The 18656-nt window shown below is 72.3% G+C and carries 14 protein-coding genes; 6 read left to right on the forward strand and 8 right to left on the reverse strand.

Annotated features, from left to right (window positions below; genetic code table 11):
• Position 1 precedes the first annotated feature (1 nt).
• Genes ACTXG6_RS02265 through ACTXG6_RS02275 form a run of 3 tightly spaced genes read right to left on the reverse strand, consistent with a single transcriptional unit; the run spans position 2 to position 4697 of the window.
• A complete protein-coding gene (locus tag ACTXG6_RS02265; protein WP_445186089.1) occupies positions 2-1951 on the reverse strand; it encodes an AMP-binding protein in 1950 nt (649 codons plus the stop codon).
• A 48-nt stretch (positions 1952-1999) separates the two neighbouring features.
• Complete coding sequence (locus ACTXG6_RS02270; protein WP_445186090.1) at positions 2000-3547, reverse strand: acyl-CoA carboxylase subunit beta; 1548 nt, start codon at positions 3545-3547, stop codon at positions 2000-2002.
• A gap of 13 nt (positions 3548-3560) precedes the next feature.
• Positions 3561-4697 carry an acyl-CoA dehydrogenase family protein gene (locus tag ACTXG6_RS02275; protein WP_445186091.1) on the reverse strand — a complete coding sequence of 379 codons (1137 nt, stop codon included), beginning with the start codon at positions 4695-4697 and terminating at the stop codon, positions 3561-3563.
• A 172-nt stretch (positions 4698-4869) separates the two neighbouring features.
• Between ACTXG6_RS02275 and ACTXG6_RS02280 the strand changes: the two genes are divergently transcribed.
• From ACTXG6_RS02280 to ACTXG6_RS02300, 5 genes are all read left to right on the forward strand, one after another.
• On the forward strand, positions 4870-5463 hold the full coding sequence (locus ACTXG6_RS02280) for a TetR/AcrR family transcriptional regulator (protein WP_445186092.1): 594 nt from the start codon (positions 4870-4872) through the stop codon (positions 5461-5463).
• A gap of 125 nt (positions 5464-5588) precedes the next feature.
• On the forward strand, positions 5589-7142 hold the full coding sequence (locus ACTXG6_RS02285) for an amidase (protein WP_445186093.1): 1554 nt from the start codon (positions 5589-5591) through the stop codon (positions 7140-7142).
• A 37-nt stretch (positions 7143-7179) separates the two neighbouring features.
• Positions 7180-7749 carry a cupin domain-containing protein gene (locus tag ACTXG6_RS02290; protein ID WP_445186094.1) on the forward strand — a complete coding sequence of 190 codons (570 nt, stop codon included), beginning with the start codon at positions 7180-7182 and terminating at the stop codon, positions 7747-7749.
• Between the two features lie 278 nt (positions 7750-8027).
• The gene (locus ACTXG6_RS02295; RefSeq protein WP_445186095.1) at positions 8028-11327 is read left to right on the forward strand and encodes a carboxyl transferase domain-containing protein; all 3300 of its coding nucleotides are present in this window, start codon (positions 8028-8030) and stop codon (positions 11325-11327) included.
• A gap of 26 nt (positions 11328-11353) precedes the next feature.
• Positions 11354-12397, forward strand: coding sequence for a LacI family DNA-binding transcriptional regulator (locus ACTXG6_RS02300; RefSeq protein WP_445186096.1), 1044 nt, complete (start codon positions 11354-11356; stop codon positions 12395-12397).
• Here ACTXG6_RS02300 and ACTXG6_RS02305 read toward each other — a convergent pair.
• The 3 genes from ACTXG6_RS02305 to trpB are packed head-to-tail and all read right to left on the reverse strand — an operon-like array spanning position 12339 to position 15104.
• The gene (locus tag ACTXG6_RS02305) at positions 12339-13097 is read right to left on the reverse strand and encodes a GntR family transcriptional regulator (RefSeq protein WP_445186097.1); all 759 of its coding nucleotides are present in this window, start codon (positions 13095-13097) and stop codon (positions 12339-12341) included. The genes ACTXG6_RS02300 and ACTXG6_RS02305 overlap by 59 nt on opposite strands.
• A gap of 10 nt (positions 13098-13107) precedes the next feature.
• Entirely contained in the window at positions 13108-13914 is an 807-nt protein-coding gene (trpA, locus tag ACTXG6_RS02310) for a tryptophan synthase subunit alpha (protein WP_445186098.1), read from the reverse strand.
• Entirely contained in the window at positions 13911-15104 is a 1194-nt protein-coding gene (gene trpB / locus ACTXG6_RS02315; RefSeq protein WP_445186099.1) for a tryptophan synthase subunit beta, read from the reverse strand. Before trpB ends, trpA begins: the two co-directional genes overlap by 4 nt.
• A gap of 232 nt (positions 15105-15336) precedes the next feature.
• On the opposite strand from trpB, the gene ACTXG6_RS02320 reads away from it, so the two are divergent.
• Complete coding sequence (locus tag ACTXG6_RS02320; RefSeq protein WP_445186100.1) at positions 15337-15780, forward strand: SRPBCC family protein; 444 nt, start codon at positions 15337-15339, stop codon at positions 15778-15780.
• A 221-nt stretch (positions 15781-16001) separates the two neighbouring features.
• On the opposite strand, the gene ACTXG6_RS02325 is transcribed toward ACTXG6_RS02320, so the two are convergent.
• Together ACTXG6_RS02325 and ACTXG6_RS02330 are read right to left on the reverse strand one after the other, a co-directional pair.
• The gene (locus ACTXG6_RS02325) at positions 16002-17564 is read right to left on the reverse strand and encodes a class I adenylate-forming enzyme family protein (protein ID WP_445186101.1); all 1563 of its coding nucleotides are present in this window, start codon (positions 17562-17564) and stop codon (positions 16002-16004) included.
• Between the two features lie 5 nt (positions 17565-17569).
• On the reverse strand, positions 17570-18553 hold the full coding sequence (locus tag ACTXG6_RS02330; RefSeq protein WP_445186102.1) for a phosphotriesterase family protein: 984 nt from the start codon (positions 18551-18553) through the stop codon (positions 17570-17572).
• Positions 18554-18656: the final 103 nt, after the last annotated feature.

The raw sequence follows: 18656 nt of genomic DNA on the forward strand, positions 1-18656 counted from the left end.
GCTACCCCTCCTCGACCACGCGGATCACGATGTCCAGCGCCGACGGGTCCTCCATCGCGCTGGTGTCGCCGGTCGGGCGCCCGTGCACCACGACGTCGCGCAGCAGCCGGCGCATCAACTTGCCGGTGCGGGTCTTCGGCATCACCGGGGTCAGGTAGATCGCGGCCAGCCGGGCGTAGCCACCCAGCTCGGCGACCACCCGGCGGTCCAGCTCGGCGCGCACCTGGTCCGGGTCGGGATCCCCGCCGGCACCGGGTTCGGGGCGCAGCGTCACAAACGCGACCGGCACGGTGCCCTTGGTGTCGTCCGGGATGCCCACCACCGCCGCCTCGACCACGGCCGGGTGCCCGGTGACCGCCGCCTCGATCTCCATCGTCGAGATCCGGTGTGCGGCCACGTTGATCACGTCGTCGGCCCGGCCGAGCACCCACAGGTGTCCGTCGGCGTCGCGGACCGCCTCGTCGTTGGTGGCGTAGCGCCCGGGGAACCGGCCGAAGTAGGTCGACAGGTAGCGGTCGTGGTCGTCCCACACGGTGCGCGCCAACGTGGGGAACGGGCTGGTCAGCACCAGGTTTCCCTTCACCCCGGGCGGTACCGGCAGACCGTCGTCGTCCAGGATGTCGAAGGTGTGGCCGGGCACCGCGGTACCCACCGAACCGGCCTTGATCGACTCCACCCCGTACACCGGGTAGCTCCACGTCGAGCCGGTCTCGGTCTGGCCGTAGGCGTTCACGATCGGCACGTCGAACGTCGTGGTGGCCCAGTCGAACGTGTCGACGTCGAACGGCTCGCCCTGCGCGGTGATCAGTTTCAGCGCCGGCAGCGGGTGCGCGGCGGCCACGTCGTCGCCGAAGCGGCGCAGCATCCGCAGCAGCGTCGGCGCGGCGAGCACCTTGGTCACCCGGTGCCGCTGGCAGATCTCGTAGAACCGCGCGGTGGACGGGGTGTCCAGCGCGCCCTCGTAACAGGCGATCGTCATGCCCAGGGCCAGCCCGCCGACCACGGCCTGGATCGGGAAGGTCAGCCAGCCGACGTCGGCGGCCACCCAGTAGACGTCGCCGGGTTCGTAGCCGGCCTGCCAGTGCGCGTTCGCCCAGGTGCCGAGCAGGAAGCCGCCGACGCTGTGCACCACGCCCTTCGGCCGTGACTCGGTGCCGCTGGTGAAGATCAGGAACGACGGCTCGTTCGGGTCCAGTGGCACGCACGGCGTACCGGCCCCGCCGGCCTCGCACACCGAGGCGTAGGAGTGCTCGCCGTCGCGCAGAGCGGTAGTGCCGGCGGCCAGGTCGCCGGTGCGGTCCACCACGACGGTCGCGCGCAGGTCCGGGGTGCGGGTGCGGGCGGCACGCAGCGTGGCCAGCAGCTCGACGCGTTTCGCCCGCCGGTAGACCGCGTCGGCGACGACCACCACCGACGCCCGGGACGCGATCAGCCGCGCGGCCACCGCCTCCTCACCGAAGCCGGCGAACAGCACGGTGTAAATCGCGCCGATCCGGTTGCAGGCCTGGATCGCGGTGAACGACTCCACCAGGTTCGGCAGGTAGAGCGCCACCACGTCGCCCTTGTGCACGCCCAGCTCGAGCAGCCCGGCGGCCAGCGCGGTCGTCTCGGCGGCCAGCTCGGCGTAGCTGTAGGTGCGGGTGTCGCCGGGTTCGCCCTCCCAGATCACCGCGGGCCGGTCCGCGGTCTCCGGGTCCTCCGCCCAGCGGTCCAGGCAGTTGTCCGCCACGTTGAGCCGGCCGCCATCGAAGTACCGCGCGTCCGCCAGCTCGCCGGTGCGCACCGTGTGCCACGGGGTGGACCAGCGCTGTTGGCGCGCCACCCAGGTCCAGTAGTCGTCCGGCTCCAGCTCGCGGGCCGCGCGCAGGGCATCGACCCGTTCGGGCACCGACCACTCCGGGCGCAACGGCCGCAGCGGCGTGTCGATCAGCTGGGCGAGGCTGTCGGACATCGTCGTCCTCCTGAGGCTCGGGCGGGCCGCTTCGTCACGGACGTCCGGTCAGACCGGACTGATCAGGTGGTGGCGACGGCCGGGCTGGCGGGTCCAGCGGTCCGCGTCGACCAGCCGGGCGGACAGCTCCGCGCGCAGCCGATCGGGCTGCACGACGGCGTCGACGATCAGGTCGCTGCCCATCCGCAGCAGGTTGATGTCGGCGCGCTGCTCGACGGTGCGGGCGGCCACGAACGCGGCCCGCTCCGCCTCGTCCTCGATCGCCGCGATCTTGTTCGCGTACACCGCGTTCACCGACGCCTCGGCCGACATCGGGCCGATCGTGGCGGTCGGCAGCGCCAGGGTCGCGCGCGGCTCGAAGCCGGGGGCACACATCGCGTAGAAACCGGCCGCGTAGGCCTTGCGCAGCACCACCGAGTACTTGGGCACCTCGGCCGAGGCCATCGCGGCGATCATCTTCGCGCCGTGCCGGATGATGCCGGCCCGCTCCACCTCGACGCCGACCATGAACCCCGGCACGTCCTGCAGGAACACCAGCGGGATGTTGAACGCGTCGCACAGCGAGATGAACTTGGCCGCCTTGTCCGCCGAGTCGACGAAGATCGCCCCGCTGCGCACCTTCGGCTGGTTGGCCACGATGCCGATGACCCGGCCGTCGAGCCGGGCCAGCCCGGTGACCAGCTCCTGCGCCCAGCGCGCCTTGATCTCGAAGAACGTGCCGCCGTCGACGAGGCGGTCCACCACGTCCCGCACGTCGTAGCTGACGTTGGGGTCGACCGGCACCAGGCCATCCGGCCACTCGGGCTGCTCGGGCTCGACCGCCTCGACCCGGGCCGGCGCGGCGCGGAAGTCGTCCGGCAGGTAGGACAGCAGCAGCCGGGCGGCGGCGACGGCCTCCCAGTCCTCGTCGAACACCTCGTCGCCGCAGCCGGAGACCTCGGCGTGCATCATCGCGCCGCCCATGGCCTCCAGCGTGGTGCGCTCGCCGGTCACCTTCTCCGCGACCCTCGGGCTGGCCAGGTACATCGAGGCGTTGCCGTTGACCATGCCGACCCAGTCGCAGAACGCCGGCATGTACGCCCCGCCGGCCGCCGACGGACCGTGCAGACAGCACAGCTGCGGCACCCGCCCGGACAGCCTGACCTGCAGGTTGAAGATCGCCGACGCGCCCCGGCGGCCGGGGAAGAAGCCCATCTGGTCGGTCAGCCGGCCGCCGGCGGAGTCCACCAGGTAGACCACCGGCAGCAGGTCACGGTCCGCGCGCTCCAGGATCCGGATCTGCTTCTCGCAGGTCAGCTCACCCCAGGAGCCGGCCTTGACGGTGAAGTCGTGCGCGATCACCGCGACCGGCCGCCCGTACACCCGCCCGACCCCGGTGATCACCCCGTCGGCCGGCAGGTGGTCGGCGGCGGCCGAGGTGGCCAGCAGCCCGTCCTCGACGAACGTGCCGGGGTCGAACAGCACGGCCAGCCGGTCGCGCACCGGCAGCTTGTCCGGCCAGCGCGCCGGGTCGCCACCCTTCAACGCGCGCTCCGCGGCCCGCTCGACGTCGGAGATGCCGGGCGCCCCGTTCGCACTGATCGCCTCGGTACTCACACATCTCCCCTGGTCACGCCATGCCCCTGGTCAGTATCTCCAGCTGGATCTCGTCGGTACCGCCGCCGATGCGCAGGATGCGGACGTCGCGGTAGTGCCGGGCGACCGGTGACTCCTCGACGAAGCCGGCGCCACCGAACAGCTGCACCGCGTCGTCCACGATCCGGTTGGCGGAGATCGCGGCGAGGTACTTCGCCCTGGCCACCGAGCGGGCCGCCTCCGGATGACCGGCGTCCAGCCGGGCCGCCGCCTGGTAGGTGATCAACCGGGCGGCCTCCAGCTCCACCTCCATCGCGGCGAGCCGGTGCCGGATCGTCTGCAGGTGGGTCAGCGGCTCACCGAACGCCTCGCGCTGCCCGGCGTACTCGCGGGCCAGGTCCAGGCATTCGGCGGCGTGCCCGATGCCCATCGCGGCCAGCGCGACGCGCTCCAGCTGGAACGCCTCCATGATCTGGTAGAAGCCCCGGTTCTCGGTACCCAGCACCGCATCGGCGGGCAGCGCGACGTCGTCCAGCAGTACCTCGCGGGTGTCCGAGGAGTGCCAGCCCATCTTCGCCAGCGGCCTGCCCAGACTCAGGCCGTCGGTGCCGCGGCCGACCAGGAACAGCGTCAGCCCACCTCGGCCGGCATCCCCGGTGCGGGCCGCCACGATGATCAGGTCGGCCAGCCCGGCGTTGGTGATGAACATCTTGCGGCCGTTGAGCAGCCAGCCGTCCTCGGTGCGCCGGGCGGTGGTGCCCACGCGTGCGACGTCGGAGCCGGTGCCCGGTTCGGTCACCGCGATCGCGGCCACCGCCTCGCCGGCCGCCAACGGGGCGAGCCAGCGGTCCTGTTGCGCCGGGGTGCCGTGCCGGATCACGTGCGGCGCCGCCATGTAGGCACTGACCAGCGCGGTCACCGCGATTCCGCCGCTGGCGCGGGCCAGTTCCTCGGCGAGCAGGGCGACCGCGAGCCCGTCCCCGTCCGCGCCGCCGTGGGCCTCCGGGGTGATCAGCCCGAGCAGCCCGGCCGAGCCCAGCTGCTTCCACAGCTCGGCGGGGAAGCTGCCGGCCTCCTCGGCGGACTCCACCAGCGGGCGCACCTGCCGGTCCACGAACGCCCGGGCGCTGGCCTGGAAGTCCTGGTGCACCTGGTCGAGCTCCCAGCTCATCAAGCCTCCGACCGCTGAACGCCGATGTTCCGACCGCTGTTCGGTCTCGTCGGCAGAAATCCCGACCGACCGGGCGGTCGGGTCCTATAGAATCCGAGCCACCGGTGGCTGTCAAGTACGGTCCCGGGAGCGCGGCGGCGCCGCGCGGATACGGGCTCGACGGGAGGCACGCATGACCGAAACGGCGATCAGCCGGGCGGACGTCCAGCGCGCCCGGGTCACCTCCGTGTCGGCCGAGATCTTCAGCAGGCGCGGCTTCCGGGCCACCTCGATGAACGAGATCGCGGCCGCCGTCGGACTGTCCAAACCGACGCTCTACCACTACTTCCGCAGCAAGGAAGAGCTGCTCGTCCGGATCTACGCCGACGTGCTCGACGAGAGCCTGGCGATGGGGCAGCGGACCGTGGCGGACGCCGCCACCCCACTGGACGCGATCCGCGACCTGATCACCTCGCGGGTGGTCTACACCTGCGAGCACCAGGCGCTGCTGAAGGTCTGCTTCGAGGAGGAGCACGAGCTGCCGCCCGAGCTGGCCGAGGAGGTGCTGCTCCGCCGCCGGGCGTTCGAGCAGTTCTTCGTCGCCGCGCTGGGCCGCCACCTCGCCGAGCACCCCGGCGTGCGGCTGCCGATGGCGCCCAAGGTGTACGTGAACATGTGCCTCGGCGCGGTCAACTGGTGCTACAAGTGGTACCGCCCCGGCGGCCCGTCCACCCCGGACGAGCTCGGCCGGCAGATGGCCGACACGCTGACCGCCTCGCTCGCCTGACCCCGCCCGCCCCCTGCCGGCACTCAGGTTTGTGCAGGCAGGCCACTCGGACCATTTGGCTACCGGCGACCGGGGCCACGCGGCTAGCGTCTGAGGTCTCAACCACATACTGCTCTGGAGGCGACATGCCACTGCCCCCGCCCGATTCCAGTGCGCTGCGCAAGGTGTCCGACGACTACGGGCTCGGTCTGACGCCGGCGGACGCGGAGTCGTTCCAGCCGTTCGTCGCGGCACTGCTGGCGTCCTGGGACGCCGTCGAGGAGCTCTACAACGAGACCGCGCCCAAGGCCCCCGAGCGCGACTGGCAGCACCCCGCCGACGCCGACAACCCGTACAACGCCTGGTACGTGACCACCGAGCTGACCGGTGCCCCGGAGGGCCCGCTGGCCGGGCGGAAGATCGCGATCAAGGACAACATCACGGTCGCCGGCCTGCCCATGACGAACGGTTCGAAGACGGTCGAGGGCTTTGTGCCCACCCGGGACGCCACCGTGGTCAGCCGGGTACTCGCGGCCGGCGCGACCATCGCCGGCAAGGCCGTCTGCGAGGACCTGTGCTTCTCCGGGGGCTCGCACACCTCGCGCTCCGGCCCGGTGCGCAACCCGTGGGACGAGACCCGTTCCACCGGCGGCTCGTCCAGCGGCAACGGCGCACTGGTCGCCGCCCGGGTGGTCGACCTGGCGATCGGCGGCGACCAGGGCGGCTCGGTCCGCATCCCGGCCTCGTTCAGCGGCATCGTCGGGCACAAGCCCACCCACGGCCTGGTGCCCTACACCGGGGCCTTCCCCATCGAGCAGACCATCGACCACCTCGGCCCGATGACCCGCACGGTGGCCGACGCCGCGCTGCTGCTGTCCGTCCTGGCCGGCCGCGACGGCAACGACCCCCGCCAGCCGGCCGACCTGACCGTGCCGGACTACCTGGCCGCGATCGCGGAGTCAGCCGAGGGGCTGCGGGTCGGCGTCGTCACCGAGGGGTTCGGGCACGAGAACTCCGAGCCTGGCGTGGACGCGGCGGTGCGCGCTGCCGTGGACACCCTGCGCGGCGCCGGCCTGAGCGCGGCGGAGGTGTCCATCCCGTGGCACCTGCACGGCCCCAAGATCTGGGACGTGATCGCCACCGAGGGCGCGGCCGCGCAGATGGTGGACACCAACGGCTACGGCATGAACTGGCAGGGCCTCTACGACCCCGAGCTGATCGAGCACTACGGCAACCAGTGGCGGGCGGCGCCGCACGAGTTCTCCCAGACCGTGCAGCTGGTGCTGCTCACCGCCGGCTACGCGAGCGGACTCGGCCGCAACAAGCACTACGCGATGGCGCGCAACCTGGCGGTCCAGCTGCGCCAGGCCTACGACGACGCGCTGGACCGCTTCGACGTGCTGGTGCTGCCCACGCTGCCGCTCACCGCGACAGTGATCCCCGGCCCGGACGCACCCCGCGAGGAGGTGCTCGCTCGTGGCCTGGAGATGCTCGCCAACACCTGTCCGACGGATGTGACCGGACACCCGGCGTGTTCCGTCCCCGCTGGTCTCTCCGACGGGCGGCCGGTTGGCATGATGATCGTCGGCAAGCATTTCGACGACTCGACCGTGCTGCGGGTGGCACACGCCTACGAACGGGCGGTCGACGGCTTCCCGGCTCCGCCGGGGGTCAGCGTGTCCGCCGGGCAACAGGCCTAGCCGCGCGCTGCCGCCGTCAGGAGAGAGAGGGGAACCCATGTCCGGCCCGTCGACACGACCGGGCGGGTCGGGCGCCGCCGCCAATGGCCACGACGCCCCGCCCACCGAGCCGGGAACCGGACCCAACCAGGTCGTGGTGATCCGCGCCGCCGACGCCGAGACGCTGGCCGGCCCGACCATCAAGATCCGGCTGCTGGCCGACAGCTCGGCGACCGGTGGCGCGCTGAGCACGCAGCGGGTGACCATGGCCGAGGGCGCGGACGGCGCGACGCCGCACCTGCACCGGATGTCCAGTGAGCTGTTCTACGTGCTGTCCGGGTCGGCGGACGTGCTCACCGGCGACCGGGTGATCACTGCCTACGAGGGTGACCTGGTCGTGGTGCGGCCGGAGACGCCGCACGCCTTCGCCGCCACGCCGGGGCATTCGGCCGACCTGCTGATCGTGATCACGCCGGGGGTGGAGCGGTTCGAGTACTTCCGCCACCTGGGCCGGATCGCCACCGGTGAGGCGACGGCGGAGAGCCTGCTCGACCTGCAGGACCACTACGACACGCAGTTCCTGGTCAGCCCACCCTGGCGCGCCGCCCGGGCCAAGCCGACCAGCTGACCCAGCACACCGCGACCGGCCGGCCAGCCCCACACTGACCGGCCGGCCGGCCGCCGGCCGCCGTGCGAGCACTCCCGCGAGTCGGGGCTCTCAGCACACCGAGTCGGGCCTCTCAGCACATCGAGTGGCGCAGCGGAATTCGTCAGCGCGAGTCGCGGATTCCGTCCGACGGACCGCGGCCGGACCCCTCGGCCGCCGGACGATCTACCGGCCAAGTCTCCGGCCCGCGGGTACAGTCCGCCGCAATGCCCTGGTGTGTTCGAGGAGGACCCGCGACAGTGCCCGTCACCCGACTCCTGGTGGCCAACCGGGGCGAGATCGCCGTCCGGATCCTGCACACGGCCGCCGCGCTCGGGCTGCCCACCGTCGCGGTGTATGCCGCCGACGAGGCCGACGCGGAGCACCCGAGGAGGGCGGACCGCGCGGTCGCGCTGGCAGCCACCGGCCCGGCCGCCTACCTGGACATCGCCGCCCTGGTGACGGCCGCGGTCGACTCCGGCTGCGACGCGGTGCACCCGGGTTACGGGTTCCTGTCCGAGCGGGCGGACTTCGCGGCGGCCTGCGGCAAGGCTGGGCTGACGTTCGTCGGGCCGTCCCCGGAGACGCTGGCGCTATTCGGCGACAAGGCCAGGGCGCGACAGCTCGCGGCGGAGGTGGGCGTCGACGTGCTGGCCGGTACCGACGTACTCACCGGCGCCGACCCGGCCACCGACCTGGCCACCGCCCAGGAGTTCCTCGCCTCGCTGGGCGCCGGCGGAGCAATGCTGGTCAAGGCGGTGGCGGGTGGCGGCGGCCGGGGCATCCGACCGGTGCACGGGCCCGACGAGCTGGCCGAAGCACTCGACCGCTGCCGCTCGGAGGCGGTGCACAGCTTCGGCGACGGCGGGCTGTACCTGGAGCGGCTGCTGCCCGGCGCCCGGCACGTCGAGGTGCAGCTGCTCGGTGACGCCGAGGGCACGGTGATCGCGCTGGGCGAGCGGGACTGCAGTGTGCAGCGGCGCCGCCAGAAGCTGCTCGAGATCGCGCCGGCCCCCGGCCTGACCGCGGCGGCCCGCACCGGGCTGCGCGACGCCGCGGTGCGCCTGGGCCGGGCCGCCGACCGGCTCGGGCTGGCCACCGCGGAGTTCCTGGTGACCGGGGACGAGATGGTGTTCCTCGAGGTCAACGCCAGGCTGCAGGTGGAGCACACGGTCACCGAGGAGGTCACCGGGCTGGACCTGGTGGAACTGCAGCTGCGGGTGGCCGGCGGCGCGACTCTGGCCGAGCTGAGCCTGGATCCGGAGCACCCGCCGGTGGCCAGGGGCATCGCGGTGCAGGCCAGGGTGAACGCCGAGACGCTCGGCGCGGACGGCTCGGTGCACCCGGCCGGCGGCACCCTGACCCGCTTCGCGCCACCCACCGGGCGCGGGGTGCGGGTGGACACGCACGCCGGCACCGGCCGCGAGGTGAGCCCGCGCTACGACTCGCTGCTGGCCAAGGTGATCGTCTCCGACCCGGGCGCCGGCGCCGACCAGGCCGGGCTGGCCCGGGTAGCCGCGCTGGCCGGGCATGCGCTGGCCGGGTTCGAGGTGGTCGGCACCGCGACGAACCTCGGCCTGCTGCGCGCGCTGCTGGCCCACCCGGGGATCGGCAACGGCGCCCTGCACACCGGTTTCGTCGACGAGCACCTGACCGAGCTGCTGGCCGCCGGAGACCGGTACGACGCACCGCACACCACCGGCGCACCGCACACCACCGGCGCACCGCGCACCACCGGCACACCGGACACCGCCGCCACGCCGGAAAACGAGAACCCCGAGACGGCGTACCCCGAGGGCACCGTCACCGCCCCGCTGGCCGGCGTCGTGGTGGAGCTGCCGGTGGCGCCCGGCGAGCACCGGGGTGGCGGCGGCACCCTGGTCGTGCTCGAGTCGATGAAGATGGAGCACGAGGTGCGCGCGGCCGGCCCGGTCACCGTGCGGGAGGTGCTGGTGACCGTCGGCGACGCGGTCGCCGAGGGCACCCCGCTGCTGAGCACCGACCCCGCCGAGCGCACCGACGGCGACCTGGCCGATGCCGCCACCGAGGACCTGGACCGGATCCGCCCGGACCTGGCGGAGGCGCGCCACCGCCACCACGTCGGGCTGGACGAGGGCCGACCGGAGGCGGTGGCGCGGCGGCACGACAGCGGCCGGCGCACCGCCCGGGAGAACCTGGCGCAGCTGTGCGACCCGGGCACGTTCACCGAGTACGGCGCACTGGCCATCGCCGCGCAACGCCGCCGGCGCACGGTCCCCGACCTGATCGCCCGGACCCCGGCGGACGGCCTGGTCGCCGGCACCGGCGTGATCGGCGGACTGCGCTGCGCGGTGCTGTCCTACGACTACACGGTGCTGGCCGGCACCCAGGGCGTGCAGAACCACCGCAAGACCGACCGGCTGCTGGAGTTGGCGCACCGCCAGCGACTGCCGGTGGTGATGTTCGCCGAGGGCGGCGGCGGGCGCCCGGGTGACACCGACCAGCCCGGATTCACCGGGCTGGATGTGTCGACGTTCCGGCTGGCCGCCGAGCTGGTCGGCCAGGTACCCACGGTCGCGGTGGTCAGCGGCTACTGCTTCGCCGGCAACGCCGCACTGGCCGGGGTGTGCGACGTACTGATCGCCACCGAGGAAGCCAGCCTCGGCATGGGCGGTCCGACGATGATCTCCGGCGGCGGACTGGGCGACGTGGAACCGGGTGCCGTCGGGCCGATGTCGGTACAGGTGCCGAACGGTGTGGTGGACCTGCTGGTGGCCGACGACGCGGCCGCGGTCGCCGCCGCGCGCCAGTACCTGGCCTACCTCGGCGGCCCGGACGCCGGGCCGGCCGCCGGCTGGGAGTGCGCCGACCAGCGCCGGCTGCGCCACCTGATCCCGGAGAACCGGGTGCGCAGCTACCCGATCCGCCCGGTGCTGGACACCCTGTTCGACACCGGCAGCGTGCTGGAGCTGCGCGCCCGGTACGGCGTCGGCATCCTGACCGCGTTCGCCCGGATCGAGGGCCACCCGGTCGCCGTGATCGCCAACGACCCGACCCACCTCGGCGGCGCGATCGACGCCGAGGCCGCCGACAAGGTCACCCGGTTCCTGGGCATCTGCGACGCATACCGGCTGCCGGTCGTCTCGCTGTGCGACACCCCGGGGTTCATGGTCGGCCCGGACGCCGAGACCACGGCGACCGTGCGGCGGTTCGGGGCGATGTTCGTGGCCGGCGCGCAGCTGCGCTCGCCGCTGTGTGCCGTGGTGCTGCGCAAGGGTTACGGGCTGGGCGCGATGGCCATGACCGGCGGCAGTTTCCGGGCGCCGCTGCTGATGGCGGCCTGGCCGACCGGCGAGTTCGGCGGCATGGGGCTGGAGGGCTCGGTCCAGCTGGGCTACCGTGCCGAACTGAACGCGATCGACGACCCGAAGGCCCGGCACACCCGCTACACCGAACTGGTCGAACGCGCTTACCAGCACGGCAAGGCATTGAGCACGGCCGCCGCGTTCGAGATCGACGACGTGATCGACCCGGCGGAGACCCGGACAGTGCTGTCGCGGGTATTCGGTTGGAAGAAGTGAGCGTGGGCGCGGCGAAACGAATTCGGATGGCCGACGTGGCCCAGGCGGCCGGCGTCTCGGTCAGCACCGTCTCGCACGTGCTCAACGCGACCCGCTTCGTTGCCGAGGAGACCCGGATCCGGGTGGAGCAGGCCGCCGTCGGTCTCGGCTACGCGATGCGGTTGCGACGCGAGGCCCCGACCGGCCCGACCATCGGGCTGGCACTGACCGGAGCGTCCAACCCGTATCTGGCCGAGCTGATCCTGGGCGTCGAGTCGGAGGCCCGCCGGGCCGGCTACGCCATGCTGTTCTGCGACACCCACGACGAGGCGGACACCGAGCGGGACGCGGTCGCGCTGCTGCAGTCGCGGCGGGTGGACGGCATCGTGCTGGCCCCCACCCGGGGTTGGGAGCGGCTCACGCTGCCGTTGCTGCACCGGCACAACACCCCGTTCGTGCTGGTCGACCGGTTCGCCGAGGTGCCGTGCGACCAGGTCGGTACGGACAGCGAGGCGGCGGCCTGCCGACTCGTGGAGCACTTGATCAAGATCGGGCACAGTCGGATCGGCATGCTGGTCGGGCTGCCCGGCCTGTCCACCAGCGTCGAGCGCGTGCGCGGCTACCAGCGGGCCCACCGGACCCTCGGGCTGGGGCTGCACCCCGAGCTGATGGTTGACGGCGATTCCTCGGTGCCTGGCGGCCGGCGGGCCGCGCTGCGCCTGCTCCGCCGCGAGCCTCGGCCCACCGCACTGTTCGCCGCGAACAACGCGATGACCATCGGGGCGTTGCTGGCGTTGCGCGAGGAGAACCTGGCCGTCGGCCGGGACATCGCCCTGGTGGCCTTCGACGACCTGGAGTGGGCGGAGGCAATGAGCCCGCCGCTGACCGCCGCCGCCCAGCCGTTCCACGCGATCGGCGCCCGCGCGGTCCAGCTGCTGACCCGCCGCCTCGACGACCCACTGGCCAGCCGGGAGATCGTCCGTCTGCCCGCGTCACTGGAGCACCGGCACAGCTGCGGCTGCGGCGTCCCGCTCACGGGCGCTGACTCGTCCAGTGCATGGAGAGCGAGGTCGCGGCCCGCACGGTCCTGATCTCGACGAGCTCACCCAGGATGGTGGCGCGGTCGAACACCACGGCGCTGTCGCCGAGCCCGAGGGTGACCCGGTCACTGAGAAATACCGGTGTGCCCGCCGGCTGCCCGAGGTGCTTGGCCAACGGCGCGGTGAGGACACCGGGGCTCAGCCGTTCGCGGGCGCTCTGCACGACGACTCCCGCCGCGGCCAGGGCGCTGTACAGCGGGGTCGCGGTGAAGTCGACGTCCGAGAGTGCGTCGGCGAGCACCGCCGGGACCCAGGACACCTGGTGGATCGCCGGGGTGCCGTCGAGCCGGCGCAGGCGTTCGATGCGCAGTGCCGGTACGGCCGGGTCGACCCCGAGCTGGTCGGCCACCCGGCGCGGCGGGCGGCGCCGGCTCCGGCCGAGCAGCGCCGTCTCGACCGCGTGGCCCTGGGCGCGGAGATCGTCGGCCAGGCTCTGCATCGAACCGAGGCTGTAGCTGGCCTTCGGCGCGGCGACGAAGGTGCCCCGTCCCGCCTGCTGGCTGACCAGCCCCCGCTCGGTCAGCAGTTGCAGCGCCTGCCGCAAGGTCATCAACGTGACCCCGTACGCGGCGCTCAGCTCCCGTTGGGCGGGTAGCGGCTGACCTGGCTCGTAGAGCTCCGACTTGATCTTGGCGTCCAGGTCCTCGGCGATGGCGGCGTACTTGGGTCGCCGTCGCTCGCTGCCGTTCACCCTTGCCCCATCAGCCGCCGGTGGAGTCCAACGCCGCACGCATCCGCGCCACGCGGGCGCCGATCTCCGTCGCCCCGGCCCCGTCGAGCACCCTACGCATCAGGGCGGACGCGACCACGACACCGTCCGCGGAGCGCGCCGCGGTGGCCGCGTGCTCCGGGCTGGAGACACCGAAGCCGAGCAGCACCGGCAGGTCGGTGAGCTGGGTGAGCGAGCGCGCCAGCTCGGGTCCGGAGTCGTGCAGCTCGGTCCGTTCGCCGGTGGTGCCCATCAGGCTCACCGCGTACACGAAGCCCCGACTGCGGCGTGCGATCTCCCGCCGCCGTTCCGAACTGGTCGAGGGGGCGGCGAGCAGCACGAGGTCGACGCCGTGCCGCCGCGCCGCCCCGGAGAGCGGTGCCACCTCGTCGACCGGCACGTCGGGCACGATCAGCCCGGTCACGCCCGCGTCGCGCAGGGCACCGCAGAACCGGTCCGGGCCGTCGTGGAAGACCAGGTTCGCGTAGGTCATCGCGACCAGCGGCACGGACAGCTCGAGCGCCGCGACGTCGTCGAGGATCCGGCCGACGGTGGCTCCCCTGCTCAGCGCCCGGTCCGAGGCCCGCTGGATGGTCGGGCCGTCGAGCATCGGGTCGGAGAACGGCAGCCCGATCTCCAGCACGTCGGCGCCGGCCTGCTCGCTCGCGCGCAGGTAGTCGGTCCAGTTCTCGGTGATGCCACCGGTCACGTACGCGGCCAGGACCTTACGCCCCGCGTCCCGGGTCGCCCTCGTGGTGGTCTCCAGGGAGCTCAGCACGGTGTTCATCCCAGTGGTCATGACACCTCCATCAGGGTCGACATGTCCTTGTCGCCGCGGCCGGACAAGGTGAGCAGCACCGTCGACCCGGCCGGGATCTCGCCGCTGGCCGCCGCGCGCAGCACCCACGCGACGGCGTGCGCGGACTCCAGCGCGCACAGGATCCCCTCGGCCCTGGCCAGCCGGTGGACCGCGGCGACGACCTCCGCGTCGTTCACCGTCACGTAGCGGGCCCGACCGAGGTCGGCGAGGTAGGCGTGCTCAGGGCCGACCCCGGGGTAGTCCAGCCCCGCCGAGATCGAGTGCGCCTCGGTGATCTGGCCGTGCTCGTCCTGCAGCACCATCGACCGGAACCCGTGCAGCACGCCGACCGCACCGAAGGTCAGCGCCGCCCCACCCTCGGCCTCGACGCCGACCAGCCGCGCCGGGGTGTCGAGGAAACCGGCGAACGTCCCGGCCGCGTTCGACCCGCCGCCCACACAGGCGACCACGTAGTCCGGCACCCCGGCGGGCAGCTCGGCGGCGCACTGGCTCCGCGCCTCGTCACCGATGACCCGCTGCAGCTCACGCACCATCCAGGGATACGGGTGCGGCCCGAGCACCGAGCCCAGGCAGTAGAACCCCTCCTCGACCGAGGCCACCCAGTGCCGTAGCGCCTCACTGCACGCGTCCTTCAGGGTGCGGCTGCCCGAGCTGACCGGCACCACCTCCGCGCCGAGCATCTCCATGCGGAAGACGTTGAGCCGCTGCCGCTCGATGTCCCGCTCCCCCATGAACACCGTGGCCCGCATGCCCAGCAGCGCGGCCGCGGTCGCGGTGGCGACGCCGTGCTGGCCCGCGCCGGTCTCCGCAATCAGCCGCTGTTTGCCCATCCGCTTGGCCAGCAACGCCTGCCCCAGCGCATTATTGATCTTGTGGGATCCGGTGTGCATGAGGTCTTCACGCTTGAGCAGCAGGGTGACGCCCAGCTCGGCCGACAGCCGCGTCGACGGGGTCAGCGCGGTCGGCCGCCCGGCGTAGACGGACAGCACCCGGTCCAGCTCGGCGTGGAAGGACGGATCCGCCCAGGCCGCCCGGAACGCCCGCTCGACCTCCTCGCACGCCGGCACCAGCGACTCCGGCACGTACCGGCCGCCGAACTCGCCGAACCGCCCCGAACGTCCCGGATCACGGGCGTCCGCCCCTTTGACCGCACTCCCCGCCTGAGTCATACCCACCCTCACTGTTCTAGAACTGTGTAGTCCCAGGTGTACCACATCTGGCGTCAACAGTTCTAGAACAATCTAGCCGCGCGGCCAGCCCGATCCACGCGCCACACAGACCCGCTACGAACCGCACAGACCCTGCAGCCTCTGTGCCGCCGGCACCCGGTCTGTGCGACCTGAGCGAGGAGTTCGAGTGGGCGCTGCGCAGGCTGGTCACCGGGGTCGGCACTATGGGCACATGGCACAGGTAACCGTCACCGCGCAGCGGGTGATCCACGGGCCGGTCGAGCAGGTCCGCACCGCGATCGCCGACTACCAGAGCACCCGGCCGAAGATCCTCACCGACCACTACAGCGACTACCAGCTCAAGGGTGGCGGGCACGGCGCCGGCAGCCTGGTGCACTGGAAGCTCGCGGCCACCGAGAAGCGGGTGCGCGACCAGCTCGTCGAGGTCAGCGAGGCCGACGGCGCGCTGGTCGAGTCCGACCAGAACTCCAGCATGGTCACCACCTGGACGGTCAGCCCGGCCGACGGCGGGCACAGCACCGTCGAGGTGCACACCACCTGGAACGGTGCCGGTGGTATCGGCGGATTCTTCGAGCGCACCTTCGCCCCGGCCGGCCTGCGCCGGATCTACGACGGCGTGCTCGGCAACCTGGACTCGGTCATCCAGTCCGACTGACCGGCGCGAATCGAAGTGTCGGAAGGGTCAGCCCTGACTTCAGCGCGGCTACCCCTTCCGACACTCCACCCCCCACCTGCCGGAGAAAACGATTCCCCAGCCGAGGGGTTAGGCTAACCTAAGTTCGTCGGGGAGCCAATGCTGGGGACCGAGAATGACCGAACAGACCGCACAGGCCCGAAACCAGCTTGTCCAGCCTCGCCACTCGCGGGGGTGGTAGGTCAACGGCCACGCAGCGGGGTGCCCCAGTCGGTCTGCTCGCGCAGCTGGCGCTTGAGGATCTTGCCGCCCGGGTTGCGGGGCAGCGGATCCTCGCGCACCACGACGAACTGCGGGATCTTGAAGTCCGCGAGCCGATCGCCGAGGTAGGCCAGCACCTCACCGGCGTCGACGGTGCCGCCCGGCGCGGCCACCACCACCGCGCCCACCTTCTCGCCCATCACCGGGTCCGGCACCCCCACCACCGCCGCGTCGACCACCCCGGGCGCTCCGGCCAGCGCGTTCTCCACCTCGACCGAGTAGACGTTCTCGCCACCCCGGTTGATCATGTCCTTGGCCCGGTCCACCACGTACACCAGGCCTTCACCGTCGATCCGGGCCAGGTCACCGGTGCGCAGCCAGCCGTCGACGAAGGTGTCCCTGCTGGCGTCCGGCTTGTTCCAGTACCCGGGCACCACGTTCGGCCCCCGGATGAGCAGCTCGCCGACGCCGGCACCGTCCGGCGCATCGACCGCGAGGTCCACCACCGGCGCGGCGAACCCCACCGAGTCGGCGTGCTCGGCGGCCCACTCGTGCGGCAGGTACGTCGAGATCGAGGCCGTCTCGGTGAGCCCGAAGCCGTTGCCGACCCGGGCGTTCGGGAACCCCCGCATGATCCGGTGTACCAGGTCCGGCGCGATCGGGGCTCCGCCGTAGGACAGCCTGCGGACGGCGGTCACATCGAAGTCGCCGAAGTTCGGCTGTGCCATGGCCAGCGCGTAGATCGCCGGCACGGTGGTCAACAGGTTGATCCGCTCGTCCACCACGGTCCGCAGGAACTGCTGCACGTTGAAGGTCGGCAGTACCACCGTGGTGCCGCCGAGTGCCAGGTGCACCAGCAGCTGGCTGTTGCAGCCGGTGACGTGGAACAGCGGCACCGAGATCAACCCGCGCTGCTCGGCACCGGTCGAGCGGTCCACCTCGATCACCCGCAGCGCGGTCTCGACGTTGGACAGGAAGTTCTCCTGGGTGGTCATCGCACCCTTGGGGAACCCGGTCGTGCCGCTGGTGTAGAAGATCGCGGCCAGGTCGCCGTGCTCGAGGTGCTCCGCCGCCTGGTGCGGCCCCTCCGGCAGCGGCTCTCCGGGGCGCAGCACCACCGCCGCGCCGGAGTCCGACAGCACGTACTCGATCTCCGGCTCGGCGAACCGGGTGTTCACCGGCACCGCCACCGCACCGGCCAGCTGGGTGCCGAGGAAACCGAGCACCCAGTCGATCCCGGCCGGCAGCAGGTTGGCCACCCGGTCGCCCCGGCCGACCCCGGCGTCGGCCAGTCCGCCGGCCACGCTGGCGGCCCGGTCCCACAGCTGTCGATAGCTCAGCCGATCCGAGTCCGGGCGGCCGACCTCGACCAGCGCCTCGGCGTCCGGCGACCGCTCCACGCTGACGCGGAACATCTCCACCAGCGAGGACGGCAGACCGGTGTAGTGCGCGAGGCCCCGGTCGTCCCGGGTGATCCCGGCCGAGTCGAAGGGCGCGTTGCCGCGCGGCACGGACCGGGCCGCCTCCGGGCCGGCCGAACCCACCGGACTCACCCCGCCGCCGTGAAGTAACGCCTCGGGTTGTCCACCAGCATGGTGTGGATCTGGTCCTCGGCCACACCCTGCTCGCGCAGTGCGGGCAGCACGTCGTTGCTGATGTGGCGGTAGTGCCAGTTCGGGGCGGCCGCCTTCAGCATCTGCTGGGACGCCTCACCGGAGAAGAAGTCCATGTAGCAGGCGGCGTCGTGGCCGAGCACGATCCGGTCCGCGTAGCCCTGCGCGCACAGCGCGACGATGGTGGCGATCCGGTCCGCGGTGGGGTTGTACATGTCCAGGCCGAAGCGGTCACAGCCGATCGACGCGCCCTGATCCATGATCCACTTGAGATAGCCGGTGTCGTTGCTGTCCCCGGCGTGCCCGACGACCACCTTGGTGAGGTCCACGTTGTGCTTGGCGTAGAAGTCCAGCGCGAGCCGGCCGGTCTGGTGGGCGGCGTTGGTGTGCACGGTGATCGGGACGCCGGTCTCCTGGTGCGTCTCGCAGATCGCCGTCTGTACCCGGGTCTGGTCCGGGGTGAGCCCCGCCTCCTCCACCACACACTTGAGGAACGCGGCCTTGACGCTGGTACCGCTGATGCCCTCGCGGATGTCGCCGACGAACATCTCGGTCATCAGCTCCGGCCCGCCGAGCAGGGTGTCCGGGCCGCGGTAGTGGAAGAAGTGCGGGATGTGGTCGAAGGTGTAGAGCCCGGTGGCGGCGATGATGTTGATGTCCACATCGGCGTTGACCCGCTGCACGCGTGGGATGTAGCGACCCAGTCCGACGACGGTCGGGTCGACGATGGTGTCGACGCCGGCGGCCTTGAGCTTGCCGAGCTTGGCCACCGCGTCGGCAACGCGTTCGTCCTCGTCCCACCAGTGCTGGCCGTAGTTCTGCATCACATCCGCGGTGAGTACGAAGACGTGCTCGTGCATGAGCGTCGTGCCCAGCCTGTCCAGCTCGACCGGACCCCGGACCGTTTCTACCGCCGCCATCTAGCGCACCTCCCGCGCCCAGCCCCGGTGCTGGGCTACCTCCCACCTCACGCTGGGCGGGTTTCATCATCATGGTGGGGTGTCGAGCGCGGGGTCAATGCGA

It is taken from the genome of Pseudonocardia sp. Cha107L01, assembly GCF_052566575.1.

Coding starts and splice junctions, on each gene's coding strand:
- ACTXG6_RS02330 (WP_445186102.1), bottom strand. CDS start 18,553: ATGGCGGCGGTAGAAACGGTCCGGGGTCCGGTCGAGCTGGACAGGCTG.
- trpB (WP_445186099.1), bottom strand. CDS start 15,104: ATGACTCAGGCGGGGAGTGCGGTCAAAGGGGCGGACGCCCGTGATCCG.
- ACTXG6_RS02280 (WP_445186092.1), top strand. CDS start 4,870: ATGACCGAAACGGCGATCAGCCGGGCGGACGTCCAGCGCGCCCGGGTC.
- ACTXG6_RS02285 (WP_445186093.1), top strand. CDS start 5,589: ATGCCACTGCCCCCGCCCGATTCCAGTGCGCTGCGCAAGGTGTCCGAC.
- ACTXG6_RS02320 (WP_445186100.1), top strand. CDS start 15,337: ATGGCACAGGTAACCGTCACCGCGCAGCGGGTGATCCACGGGCCGGTC.
- ACTXG6_RS02275 (WP_445186091.1), bottom strand. CDS start 4,697: ATGAGCTGGGAGCTCGACCAGGTGCACCAGGACTTCCAGGCCAGCGCC.
- ACTXG6_RS02265 (WP_445186089.1), bottom strand. CDS start 1,951: ATGTCCGACAGCCTCGCCCAGCTGATCGACACGCCGCTGCGGCCGTTG.
- trpA (WP_445186098.1), bottom strand. CDS start 13,914: ATGACCACTGGGATGAACACCGTGCTGAGCTCCCTGGAGACCACCACG.
- ACTXG6_RS02300 (WP_445186096.1), top strand. CDS start 11,354: ATGGCCGACGTGGCCCAGGCGGCCGGCGTCTCGGTCAGCACCGTCTCG.
- ACTXG6_RS02290 (WP_445186094.1), top strand. CDS start 7,180: ATGTCCGGCCCGTCGACACGACCGGGCGGGTCGGGCGCCGCCGCCAAT.